Below are 12,119 nucleotides of genomic sequence, written 5' to 3'. Positions count from 1 at the left end.
TATCTACCTCTAAATCCCCCGTTTTACAATAAAAACAGTCAAATCACACTACGATATACAAAAATAACCAATTTAAAGCGAATATGTTTTTTGAAAGCCTACTTTTTCACTGGTCTCGGACGGTTCTGGTGCTTCGGAAGCAAGAGAACCGTCCCCATGCTTCACTCGCCTCTTTTTGATCCTTATTTAATTATCCTGCCCTTTACCTCGAGATAGGCAATCCACTTGATCATTGTTTTACAAGCAGTGCTGTCTTTTTAACAAATTCTTTATACGGCGTATTCGGCAAAGATTCAATACCTTCTAAAGCATATGTTGAAAAATGAACGGCCTTCTTTTTTTCACCCAATTCTAAGTAACATCGTGCAATGTACGCATAGACCTCATACATAAGCGACAGGTCAAACGGGTGAATCCATTCCGGTATTTCTTTGAACTCCAGGAAACACTTTAATGCTTGCTCAAACTGGTTTGCCAAGAACAAAGACTTTCCTTTTTCCATTGCATAGTATGGATCCATACCATTTATATGATAATACTCCTCTATAACTTGGTCGGCTTTTTTATGGTTTCTTGTATACTTGTTATGATAGTGAGCCTTTAAAATCAAAACAGCTGACCTGGTCTCATCACTGTCTATAAATTCCCCAAACAAGGTTAATTTTTTTAAGTAAAAATCCAAGTCTTGTTCTTCTTTATTCATCATTGCATAAAAGCAGGCTAGACGATACAACCCTTCTATTTGATAGAAGGTGCTACTTTTATACGAGAGGGAGATGGAACTCTTTAATTTCTTTTTAGCATCTTTATATTTTCCAATAGCGAACAGAAGCAGGATTTCATTGTAATCCAACTCCAACTTACCAAGAATGTTTAAGGACGCATTTTCATTCTCCCATCTCTTCTTTCTCTCGCTTATCAATTCAAAAGCTTGATTATAATTTCGTTCTTCCATATATGCCTTTACAAGAAAAGAAAGTAATCTTGCTGCTTCATTATGAAGATTAAGAGTTGTGTACATTTCTTCCGCCTCTATATACATATCCTCCCAATCTCTTCTCCCTGTATAGTAATATGCCCTGCTATATCTCTCTAATATAGCCGCCGACTCATAAGATAAAGGAAGTGAATCCAGCGGTAATGATGATAAAAGTTCTACAACCTTCTCATATTCCTTTTTGTTAAAGAAATCTTCCGTTTCCTGTAGAAGCTCCCGAATTTCAGTAATACTAATAGTTTCGAGGAGCTCATTCACGGACACTCCTAGCCTTCCAGCTATATAAGTTAAGCTCTCCATAGAAGGTTTTGCCTTATTGTTCTCTATAAGGCTTAACATTCCTTTAGTCATCTCAGTACCTGCTAGCCCTTCAAGTGTTAATTTTTTTCTTTTTCTTAATGTCTTAATTCTTACACCTAGTGTATCCACCTACTCACCTCCAAGTATTTGTTGTAAGTTTAATTATATTAAACTTACACTTGAAAGAAAACCCTTTGCTGTGGTATGTTTTGTTTAATTAAATTAAACTTATTTAAGGAGGATTTACTGGTGACTGAAGTAGATAAAAATAAGCAGGCAACATACCATTTGTGGATTTTTTCCATCAGTAAATTCATTTCTACTTTTGGAAACAGTATTTACAGCTTTGGAATAAGTCTGTATATATTAGAACTCACCGGATCTGCATTCGGATTTGCTATTAACCTTATATGCAGTGTGCTGCCAAGAATTCTTTTCGCGCCTGTATCTGGATATTTGGCGGATCGATATTCTAAAAAATTCATCATCTTATCATCACAATCTTTGGCTGCCTTGGTCGTGGGAGGGCTTTTAGTTTACAATATATTTTTTTCTGTAAATATAGTTGCAATTTATATGACTACTTTTCTTTTGTCCATTTCAACTATGTTTACGGGGATTACCTTTACATCCTCAGTCTCATCTCTCATAGATGAAAATCGTATTCAAAAGGCAATGGCCATTAATCAGGCTTCTGTCTCCTCGTCTGCTATCGCCGGACCCATTTTAGGTGGATTGATGTATGGCTTTGATTCATTGAATGTCTTTTTGCTTACCCAGATGGTTTCCTATGCAGTCGCTGCATTGCTTGAATCGACAATGAAATTCCAATTATACTCCACTATCGCCGATCAAAATCCCATAAGAGAAAAGTTTATCAAGAGCATTTCTAGTGGTTACGGTTATATAAAATCTCAGGATATTCTTTGGACCATACTACGAATGGCACTCCTTATTAACCTCTTTTCCGTTTCTATGGTAGTAGGCATGCCCTACATCACTGTTAAAGAACTAGGAATTGATTCGTTCCATTTTGGAGTCATCGAAGGTTTCTTTGCCGGCGGTATGTTGGGTTCCTCCCTGTATTTTTCAATAAGAAAAGAATTGACCAATCCTTTGATTGTTGTTAAAAGAGGGATTATCCTCATTGCCTTCTTATTGGCTGCTTCTACTTTACCTGTCTTGTTAACCTTTAGTTATAATATAAATGTTTTTTATTATATAACGCTTGCCTTTCTTTATGGGGTGACGTTGACCTGTATTAACACACCAATTGGAGTAATGTTTCAAAAAGGAATTAAAGAGGAGTTTAAGGGGAGAGTGTTCGGGCTGTTGGAAACAATCTCCCAAGCCATGTCACCGCTTGGAATGATTATTTTTGGACTTTCTTTCGACTGGATCGGTATAGGGTGGTCCATGATTCCTTCAGCCTTTTTCCTGGTTGCAATAACAACCATTATGTTGAGGCCTTCAATTATTAGGGGAGCTGATCCGACCGTCAATCAACCATAGCGATTTGTTTCCCATTGTTAATACTAAGGGAAAATAGCTTCCTTTAGGTAAGAGCAGTAATAGGTTAGCCGGGGGACGGTTCTTACTCAACTTTTCACAGTAAATCCTGCTGCGCATTGAATCATTTCTTTTGAATAAAGGAAAAAGTAGACCGAGAACCGTCCCCACCCTACTCTAAGGGGATTATTTACCATAAATTATTGTGAGAATTTTTTGATTAATATTCCATTAAACTGCCCGTTAATGGAATATCCATTATTTACAAGTATCACACAAATCCTTTCAATAGCGGTCATAAGAGTTAGGTTCTACACCCACTCTTTTTACTTTAATATCATAATTATTAAAAGCCGCTAGCAATGTCGCTAACGGCTCCTTGATAAAATAACTATCGTAAGAAATTCTTTAAGAGGTGCAATTCCTGGGAAGTAAATTGTTTCCCACCGTAGCGGACCTTTTCATATACCGGTATGATTTCAGTTGGACTTTTTATCCGCTTGAACCACTCTTGGATTGTTTCATGGGTCCGTTTTCTGTTTAGAGTGTTCAAATGACTTTCCCACTCCTTCAGAATTTGGCGAATCTCGTTCAGGTTTTCCTCGGAAAGGATAAGTGATTCATCCTCTTGTAAATCCACTGAGTTCACAGCATACCGGGCTTGATCTGATTCCGGCATAACTTCTTCTTTATCTTTCCGCTTTTTCTTTTTGTAACGGATATACCAGAAGAGGAAAACAACAGAGAAAATCACGTAAACCCCGTATTTCTTTACCGCATCTATAAAACCTTTCCCACTTCCATCTTCACCCGAAAAAGGGTCCACAAACCAAGGTAATTTTTCACCTACAATTGGCTCATCGAGACGTCTATCATGCGATCCTCCACTCCAGGGGGTTGGATCGAAAACCCACTCTCTATCGGGATCCTCTACATGGTAAAATGCTTTGATCTTTTCAGTCGCTACATTAAAGACATTCATCAATACCAGGCTCGCACCTAAACAGATGAGAAGAAAAAGAAATGTTATCCCTATTTTTTTCATCATGACATCCTCTTTCCCTTACCAGTTAACGCTTGATGTGCAGAAGCTGTTCACGCCTGGTCGGCTCAGGCGGAGTTCCTATGATCAAGCCGAGTGATTTATTGTCTTTTGCCCTCAAGGAATGGTGGAAGAAACGTTCGGTTGAGAAAAATCTCCCATTGGAGTTGATGAGTGCAAGTGTCTCAATCAACTTCCTCAACTGCGAGCGGTCGAGGTCGTTTTTGAGGCGCATGATGTCATGATGTTCGGTCGCATAATTCACCCACAGTTTAGTCTCATAAAAAATACATAAATAAAGAGCCTTATCATCTCTGGATAAGGCTCTTTGATTTAATTATTTTTTTTTATATTGTTTTTTAGATTTTTAATCTTTTCCGAATTATTCTTTTTAAAGGTGTTAGTAATCTTTTCTTTCTCTTCATTCCATCTTTTCATCTTTTCTTTAGGATCTTTCTGATTTTTAGTAACTTTATCAATAAGTTTGTTTTCTAGTAACTTGTCCCTTAAAGTTTCTTTAGTATACTCATTGTAATATTCTTCGATTGTCATGTCCAAACCATCTAAATAATCTTTAAAATCTTGATTTTCAACTTTCTTTGCGTTTTCTATACTAAAATCTATAGTTTTTTGAAGTTCATCATCAGATACATTTAAACCTTGTTCTTTAGCTTCCAGGTAAATTGCGTACCTATCAACTAGCTCATTAATTGCATTGTCTTTAGCTTTTTGTTTATCTTTTATTTTTTCAGGAGAAACGTTCTGCTTAAAGTAAGTTAGTTTCTCAACATCACTTTCACTAACGTATTCTTGAAGAGATTTTACGCCTTTAGTTTTGATCACTTCTGAATTTGAAGAGTTATTATCTCTTGAAAACTCTCCAAAATAACCAAAACCACTTTTCGAAAAATCAGCTGCAATAAGCATAATCGCACTCATTCCTAAAGCAATACAACCAAACAATATCTTTTTACTCATATTAACACTCCTAACTCAATATTCCCAAGACAATGAATAAGTTGCTGGATAAAGTGGAAATAATAAATCCACTGTGTGTTTCGCTGAATAATTCGTACTAACAAATAATCCATCATATGATGATTTACAATAAAATAATTTATTAGGGTCGTAGATTTGATCTTTAGTACATGCAGGGATGTCAATTCTACTAAACTTATTACTACCTTCAGTATAAACAATGTTAGCTACATGTGTTAAATCAGAATACCTTAAAACATTCCCACTATCAATAGTAGAAACAGACTCCATAGAGCTTATATACCACTTTCCTCCACCTAAATCGTTATAGTATTCAGTGTAAGTCATATCAATTTCATAAGTAATCCACATATCTCTTACCCACACTGAATTACGATAGCCATCACTCGTGGTCCATACCGCAGCTGAGCTTAAGTTTGGAAACAACAGTAATAATGTACTAATTATAAACCCCATTGTTACAAAAACATTAATTTTTTTTCTCATTACTAACCCCCATTTCTATTTATCGTAACAATTGTAATATAAATAACTTTATGATGGAAATACTGTATATTATTTACATATATCGTAATACTAACTGAACTATAGAGAGCTCCATTATTCTCTAAAAATCGACAAAATATATTCTTTTAAGCATACAAGTTTAAAATATTTAGTAACATAGAGAAGTAGTAAATTAAGATGGAATAGACATCCCCGTGAACTTTTTGATATTTTTTCGCGAGAAGCTTGTTCTCTTTGGTGGTCGTAAGCCAGTGGATATGCCTGAAACTTTCATCTTTATAATCTTTGGTCCCTATATTGCTCGTCTCCTCCAGAAACAAAGAGTAATGGGTCTGTTTATACCCCTGAAGCATGGATTTCAACTTCAAATCATCGATCTTACCTATCCGGGGAAGGACTTTGAGTGAGGGAGGTCATCCTTCCTGCATTCAACGAAATCCTGTGAGCTAAGAGAGTCAGCGCCAGTTCCTTTACATCTTCAGGCGTGCTGAAGTCCCTTCCGTTAAGGAAAGCCCTCGACTGGATAGCACTCATATAAGCAAGTGATTCGGCGGGGACTCACCCCAATATCTACATATTGTTGCTGCCGCGTCTGCCCACTTCTGCAGGAATGTACCAAATCTAAGAATCATCAGAAAGTGGTCACAAGGCATGTCTGGGAGGGGCATAAAGATAAGGTGCGTCTAAACCGCCTCTCTAAGTCGGGGAAAATGCTTTATAAATATAGAAAAGAAAAAATTGAGCGAAGCTTTGCAGATTCAAAACAACTGCATGGGCTTCGCTACTGTGGTTACGGGGTATACACAATGCGAGTGAGCAAGTGCTTCTCACCGCGGCGTGTCAGAACATGAAAAAGATTGCCACCCACCTAGCCAAGCTGGGCTAGGTGGGTGGGAGTCAATTTTCGATGATGTAAATCACCCTATATTCGATAATTTGTATTAAACAAAAAAAACCTGTAGAAAAACAGTAGGTTTCTCTACAAGCTGGGGAGAGTAAAAACTCTCCCTTTGTTCTTTAATATGGAAGAAATAATATTGCTCTTTGAGTTAACTTTGTAATAAAGAGTTATTCTATTAAATGGCCCTTTAACTGAATAATCCTCTACCATCACTTCAAACAAATTAAAGTCCCTTAAACCAAACCAACTCCCCCCAGTAACCCTCTCCCTCCTCAAAAGCCCTTCCTCCTCCATCCACGTCAACCCATCCATCATCACCGCAAACCCCTCTTTATGTAACAAGAACATCCCCCGCTCACAACAAGCCCGCCAAATCTCACCATAACTCAAGAACCCCAGCCCATCCTCCCTCACATCAGCTGCCCCCATCAAGTCGATCAACAGCCGATACATCTTCCTGCCTTCTTCTATAAAAGAATCCCCCGCCTCAACCGCAGCCTTCGTCATAAACATCCCCGTCACTCCCCTTCTTTTTTATAAAAATAAACCACTCCAACCGGGCCAGGGTTCCTGTCCCCGCGACCCGCTCACAAGAACATCCCCCGCTCACAGCAAGCCCGCCAAATCTCACCATAACTCACGAACCCCAGCCCATCCTCCCTCACATCAGCTGCCCCCATCAAGTCGATCAACAGCCGGGACATCTTCCTGCCTTCTTCTAAAAAAGAATCCCCCGCCTCAACCGCAGCCTTCGTCATAAACATCCCCATCATCTCCCCTTCTTTTTTAAAAATAAACCACTCCAACCGGGCCAGCGTTCCTGTCCCCGCGACCCGCTCCCGACCGAAACCGGGACAACGAACCTGTCCCCTTGTCCCGCATCTCGCCCCACGCCTCACTTTCCATTCCCATTAAACCGCCCGCACTCCTTCTTAAACCGCAATTTCACCGTCCCCACCGGCCCGTTCCGGTTCTTCGCCACCTTCACTTCCACAACATCCCCCGCTTCAGATGCACTGTTGTAATACTCATCCCGATACAAAAACAACACAATATCCGCATCCTGCTCGATATTCCCGGAGTCCCGAAGATCCGAAAGCCTCGGTCTCTTGTCATCCCTGGATTCCACACCCCGCGACAGCTGGGACAGCAGGATGATCGGGATTCCGAATTCCTTCGCCATGCTCTTCAGCTGCTTTGTGATATGCCCGATCATCAAATCATGCCGGTCAAACCTCTCCTTCACGTTGATCAGCTGCAAGTAATCGATCACCACCAAAAACGGTTGAGTTGGATACTCCCGCTTAAGATTCAAAATCCGCTGCCTGATTTCCATCAGCGTGATCAATCCGTTATCCGAGAGCTGCAGGTTCGCTTTGTAGACCGCGTTCAACGCTTCCTGCATCCGCGGCATTTCCTCCTTCGATAAGTATTTATAAGGGTTATGCCATTTCATCATATTGATATCGGACAGATTCGAGAGCATCCGCTGCATGATTTGCTTCGAGCTCATCTCGAGGGAAAAGAGGAGCGACACCCCCTCTTCCTTCGTGCTCTCCCATGCGAGCTGAATAGCGAGCGCCGTCTTCCCCATCGACGGCCGTGCAGCCAAGATGATGAGTTCGCCTTCCTTCCAGCCCCCCGTCAGCCCGTTCAGCGCAGGGAACCCGGTGTTCACCCCCGGCATCCCGCTCCGCTCCTCATAAAGAGATTCATAGAGTTCCATGATGATACTCTCTTTCGTCTCCTCCTCATGACTCTGTTCGCTATGCATCTCGATGAGCACCTTGTACAGATCCTGTGCAGATTCCGGGGTGTAATCATTCAAAAAATGGCTGGCCGAATTCCGGATCAAACTCAGGTCATAGTATTTCATCACGATCTTCTCGTAATAGCCGAGATTCGCAACCGACGGACAATAAGCCGCGAGCTCCAGTAGATAGGTGACGCCCCCAGCATTCTCGGTTTGATCCTGCAGCTCTTCCACAAGCGTCACCGGGTTGATCTCGACATTCTTCTTCTGCAGCTCCTTCATCGCCCCGAACACGATCCGGTTCCTCGACTGGGTGAAGTGCTTCGTCTCGAGGCTGAGCTCGTGGATCCTGTCCTGCTCCAGCAGCACAGCCCCGAGGATCATACTCTCTGCTTCATGCAGCAGCCGTAAGACCGCTTCATCGCTCCCAAGGTTTCTTCGGTCCGCTCCGTCGATCATTGTGTTCAATCCGTTCTACCCCCTCCTTCTCCCATTCCCCCAGCATGTCAAGCACCGTCGTTTCCGTCTCGGGACTCACATAAAGCTGGGAGACACCCGGGATATATTTGTGCTGTTTGATATGGTCGTCCAGCCGTCTTTTCACCTCTCTAAAATGACACTCCCTCAGCAGTCCGAACCATAGATTCATTGTTGTTTCCGGCAGCTTCTTTGCTGGATACGCCAGATGCAGCAGATTCATAAGCTCCTTGAACTCATTCTTCGTCATAATCGTTCAAGCTCTCTTCCAGCCGGTCAAGCATCGCATCCAGCTCGGCCATCCTCTTTCCTGGCGACTCCCGTCTCTCCAACACTTTCAGCAAATACTTCGGACTGTGAATCGTGGCGTTCGGCTCATACACCTTGATTTTCTCGAACTGCTCATCCATGAACGCCTTCAGCTCGTCCACCGACATCTCATGCAGGCTGATCTTCTCAAGCGCCATCTGATCGACCGGTGACAGCGAAAAGCTTCCGCCCCTCCTCACCAGGAAGTGCTCCGTGATGAGCGCCAATCTATCTGCCATAGTATTCGTTAGGGTGGTGAGTGTTTTTTTCTTTTCGTTCTCTACGTTCTTTACATTCTTATTTCTGTTACCGTTGCTGTCCCGATTGTCCTCCTTTGCTGATTCACATCGCGAGGGCAAAATGATGCCGGCATCCCCTTCGTGCCGGTTTGTATCGGTCATATCCTCTTCATTCAATGTAATATCCACAGTCTGCGGATCCCTTACAGGGTCCCTTGCCTCCCTCACCGTAAACAGATACCCGCTCCTGAATTTTTCTGCAGTAAACAATCCTTCCTTCTCCAGCCGCTTGATCGACCGCTGAATCTTGGACGAACTAAACTTCTCCTTCTTCTTCCCGTTATAAAACCAAAGCTTGTCCTGAAGCTCACCGATCGACTGCACATACTGCCCCTTCTTCAGCACCCGGTCACCCACCACGACACCATTCTTCACCACCGCATGATTCAAAATCCACAAATAAATCCGTACATCCTCCGGGTGACAGAACACCCTAGACTCCAAAATGCTTCTCTCAAACTTCGTCCACCCAAACAATGCCATTCCAAATCACTCCTTTTTCTTATTCACCTTCTAAATAGTGATAGAGTTGTGAAAAGGATACCCTTGATTGAAAAAATTTATATTTCTTTCCCACATGATTTAATTCGATATCAATTGTTGTTACTTGGCTGCATTATATTTACCAAAATGGCCTTCTGCAAAGTCACCCTGAACCCACAACAAAAAGAGCAACCCCGGCACACTTTGCCAAGATTGCTCTTTATCATATAAAGATATATTCAATAGGAATCGTCCCGTAGAAGGAAGAATCCTAACAAAAAATGTTAATGTGTTCTAAAATCATGTCCGTATTTCATCTTAGTTCTTCACAATAATCCACACCGCTCCAACACCATATAAGCATAAGTCGCAATCAAATCCTTACTATCATTCTTCAACACTCCTACATTTTGTTCACTCCTGTCTACATGCCCCCATATATTATGCGGCACGTGCCTCTCACATACCAGGATTACATCCGCTCTACTCAACTTCCCGGCAATCATCTCGTAGCTTTCCTCATAAGGGTTATGAACGACCGCATTACAGCCGTGCATCTCAAGTCTATGTTTATAATCACTTAAGAACCTGGAGCCAATAATTAGAACATTGTAGTTCCCGAAATTAGCATATTTTCTTTGCTTAACAGCATTTCTGCCCTTTGTTGGTTGACCTTCTTCTGCCCGGATAGAGGACACCCAATTAAAATGCTCGGTAAGGATGGCTTCCCCTTCCTCCAGTATGGCTTTTACCGGTCTTTCATTCATTGTAAGCATGTCTGAAGCAAGTGGATACTTCAATAGGTACTCATTGCTGTCAGAATCAACGAATACCCATTGATCACCTTTGTCTACTAAATGCCCCAACCTTTCTTTTCTGCCTGGATGCATTGATTCCATTTCCTGTGTATGCTTCCTGATTTGGAAAGACAACAATCCTACTCGTCTCATAAATATGTAAAATACATTGTGACGTCCCCGGTAGAAATACCGTATGTTATCAAGGGTAATGAAGCTCTCGACCAGCTTTAACAGATCAGGCAGATGCTCCTTCGTTACGTTGGTCTTCATAAATTTCATTAAAAACATGGGGTTTTTAACCGTTCTTTCTTCCATGAGCTTATATTGATCCAATTCTTTTGAAAGCTTCTCAATATCCTTTCGCATATCGCCATATTCCTGCTCCTTCAATAAGTCATAGTTCTGCAGCTTATGACGGTATTGTTGGTTGCTCTCTTTCAATTGCTTCACCTGGTGAGCAAGATCGACTTTACGATTTCCGTTCTTCTGCTTTCTTCGTTTCTCGGCTTCCAGTTGCTCGATTACCTTTTCACCCAGTTCTCTCTTTACCTTTTCCTCCTCAAACGCCGTAATTAATTCATTTTCTCTGGCAGCAAAACTGTTTTCTATTCGGCCCAGCTTCTGTTTAAGCTCCCAATTGTCCCGTTTTAAAAAAGTAGCTTTTTCATTTGTAGTACCTATTTCCTTTCTAAGCTTATGATTTAGCCGCTTTTGTTCCTCATATTTCTTCTGAAGTTTTTTCAATTCTGATCGAAGGTTTTTACTTTGTGGTTCTTTATTTTCCTTCTTGCTTCCTGAAATACTATCAGCTTCTGCAGAATGCTTAGGTCTGGAATCCTGCATTTCTTTTAACTGTTTAAAAAGCTTTGATGTTCTTTTGACCTTCTCTTGTTTCTTCATCTCCATTTTTTCCTTTAAATCCTGCTGATGAGAATTAAATTTCAATTTAACCATCCCTCTTTTCGAGTTCTTTTCCAACAGCTTTGTAAAGATCTTTTAAAACGGTGGTGCCTCCTGAGACTCTCAGCACCATTGGTTTTTCAGTATCTTTCCGAATACACGCGGCGAGTGTCCCCCTTGTTAAGTATAAGGAATCCGTGTACGGAAGCAGATCCTTGACGGTTTCACCAGCTTCCCTGTTAATTGGGGACGGTTCTCATCTTACTTTTTGGTGTAAATAGAAAAATAGCACGGGAACAAACGCCCCTCTACCCTTCTTTACACTGTGAACAATTCCCCCTATGAATAAATGAAAAGTAGAGGGAAAATCCGCCCCCTCCCCACTCCACAACTTACATCAATCCAGAAAACCACATTCCCAGTGTAGTCCAGACATAGCTCCCAATAATATACCCAACGTCCCAACAACAAGAATAGGTCCAATCAGTTCTTTTCAACCTTTAGCATTGGTCACGGCTGCAGCAGTTGTCGGCCCTCCAACATTGGCATTACTGGCCAGCAGGATTTCTTCATGGTCATATTTCAACAGTTTTCCTACAGTCAGTGACACGGTCATGTTCACTACGACAATAATGATTTACGTATTATTACATCAATAGGTAACCGATGGTTTTCAATCCCCTTTTTTTACCTTTTCAACAATTCCCCTTCACATTTGTCAGTCTCCCTGGATGAGCGACATGTAATTTATGGGTCAGGGCTGTCCCGACTGAAATTCCACCTTGATAGGTGTTAAAAGATCATATTAAATAAGAAGCCGCTGTTGATATACGATCAATAGCG

14 protein-coding genes and 2 pseudogenes are annotated in these 12,119 nt (G+C 41.4%); 2 read left to right on the top strand and 14 right to left on the bottom strand.

Annotated elements, in window-relative coordinates; genetic code table 11:
• Positions 1 to 229: 229 nt before the first annotated feature.
• The gene (locus BHE18_RS01065; protein ID WP_071616914.1) at positions 230 to 1,426 is read right to left on the bottom strand and encodes a helix-turn-helix domain-containing protein; all 1,197 of its coding nucleotides are present in this window, start codon (positions 1,424 to 1,426) and stop codon (positions 230 to 232) included.
• A gap of 120 nt (positions 1,427 to 1,546) precedes the next feature.
• Between BHE18_RS01065 and BHE18_RS01060 the strand changes: the two genes are divergently transcribed.
• Positions 1,547 to 2,809, top strand: a complete 1,263-nt coding sequence (locus BHE18_RS01060) for an MFS transporter (RefSeq protein WP_071616913.1) — start codon at positions 1,547 to 1,549, stop codon at positions 2,807 to 2,809.
• A 388-nt stretch (positions 2,810 to 3,197) separates the two neighbouring features.
• Here the strand turns inward: BHE18_RS01060 and BHE18_RS01055 are convergent, their stop codons facing one another.
• From BHE18_RS01055 to BHE18_RS23900, 5 genes are all read right to left on the bottom strand, one after another.
• Positions 3,198 to 3,854 (bottom strand): hypothetical protein, encoded by a 657-nt coding sequence (locus BHE18_RS01055; RefSeq protein WP_141771792.1) that lies wholly within the window; start codon positions 3,852 to 3,854, stop codon positions 3,198 to 3,200.
• Positions 3,855 to 3,876: 22 nt separating this feature from the next.
• Positions 3,877 to 4,113 (bottom strand): hypothetical protein, encoded by a 237-nt coding sequence (locus BHE18_RS01050; protein WP_071616911.1) that lies wholly within the window; start codon positions 4,111 to 4,113, stop codon positions 3,877 to 3,879.
• A gap of 68 nt (positions 4,114 to 4,181) precedes the next feature.
• The gene (locus BHE18_RS01045) at positions 4,182 to 4,826 is read right to left on the bottom strand and encodes a SurA N-terminal domain-containing protein (RefSeq protein WP_071616910.1); all 645 of its coding nucleotides are present in this window, start codon (positions 4,824 to 4,826) and stop codon (positions 4,182 to 4,184) included.
• Between the two features lie 15 nt (positions 4,827 to 4,841).
• The gene (locus BHE18_RS01040; RefSeq protein ID WP_071616909.1) at positions 4,842 to 5,333 is read right to left on the bottom strand and encodes a hypothetical protein; all 492 of its coding nucleotides are present in this window, start codon (positions 5,331 to 5,333) and stop codon (positions 4,842 to 4,844) included.
• A 399-nt stretch (positions 5,334 to 5,732) separates the two neighbouring features.
• Positions 5,733 to 5,888, bottom strand: a complete 156-nt coding sequence (locus tag BHE18_RS23900) for a hypothetical protein (RefSeq protein ID WP_171910631.1) — start codon at positions 5,886 to 5,888, stop codon at positions 5,733 to 5,735.
• 50 nt (positions 5,889 to 5,938) lie between these two features.
• On the opposite strand from BHE18_RS23900, the pseudogene BHE18_RS01030 reads away from it, so the two are divergent.
• Positions 5,939 to 6,240 (top strand): annotated as a pseudogene (locus tag BHE18_RS01030) (transposase); the annotation flags it as partial.
• Between the two features lie 93 nt (positions 6,241 to 6,333).
• Here BHE18_RS01030 and BHE18_RS01025 read toward each other — a convergent pair.
• From BHE18_RS01025 to BHE18_RS23510, 8 genes and pseudogenes are all read right to left on the bottom strand, one after another.
• Positions 6,334 to 6,768: a hypothetical protein gene (locus BHE18_RS01025; RefSeq protein ID WP_071616907.1), complete on the bottom strand. Its 435-nt coding sequence runs from the start codon at positions 6,766 to 6,768 to the stop codon at positions 6,334 to 6,336.
• Positions 6,769 to 6,842: 74 nt separating this feature from the next.
• A complete protein-coding gene (locus tag BHE18_RS23060; RefSeq protein ID WP_171910630.1) occupies positions 6,843 to 7,019 on the bottom strand; it encodes a hypothetical protein in 177 nt (58 codons plus the stop codon).
• Positions 7,020 to 7,150: 131 nt separating this feature from the next.
• Positions 7,151 to 8,467, bottom strand: coding sequence for a replicative DNA helicase (locus BHE18_RS01015; protein WP_235860229.1), 1,317 nt, complete (start codon positions 8,465 to 8,467; stop codon positions 7,151 to 7,153).
• Positions 8,427 to 8,735, bottom strand: coding sequence for a replicative helicase loader/inhibitor (locus BHE18_RS01010; protein WP_071616905.1), 309 nt, complete (start codon positions 8,733 to 8,735; stop codon positions 8,427 to 8,429). The genes BHE18_RS01015 and BHE18_RS01010 overlap by 41 nt, the downstream gene beginning before the upstream one ends.
• Complete coding sequence (locus BHE18_RS01005; protein WP_071616904.1) at positions 8,722 to 9,576, bottom strand: hypothetical protein; 855 nt, start codon at positions 9,574 to 9,576, stop codon at positions 8,722 to 8,724. Before BHE18_RS01005 ends, BHE18_RS01010 begins: the two co-directional genes overlap by 14 nt.
• Positions 9,577 to 9,902: 326 nt before the next feature.
• Positions 9,903 to 11,321 (bottom strand): hypothetical protein, encoded by a 1,419-nt coding sequence (locus tag BHE18_RS01000; protein WP_071616903.1) that lies wholly within the window; start codon positions 11,319 to 11,321, stop codon positions 9,903 to 9,905.
• Positions 11,322 to 11,364: 43 nt separating this feature from the next.
• Positions 11,365 to 11,502 (bottom strand): annotated as a pseudogene (locus BHE18_RS23515) (3-hydroxy-5-phosphonooxypentane-2,4-dione thiolase); the annotation flags it as partial.
• A gap of 267 nt (positions 11,503 to 11,769) precedes the next feature.
• On the bottom strand, positions 11,770 to 11,886 hold the full coding sequence (locus BHE18_RS23510; RefSeq protein WP_235860228.1) for a DUF819 family protein: 117 nt from the start codon (positions 11,884 to 11,886) through the stop codon (positions 11,770 to 11,772).
• Between the last annotated feature and the right edge of the window lie 233 nt (positions 11,887 to 12,119).

The organism is Rossellomorea aquimaris (assembly GCF_001877785.1).
In the GTDB taxonomy this organism is placed as follows: domain Bacteria; phylum Bacillota; class Bacilli; order Bacillales; family Bacillaceae_B; genus Rossellomorea; species Rossellomorea aquimaris_A.
This window is presented reverse-complemented; position numbering and strand designations above follow the sequence as displayed.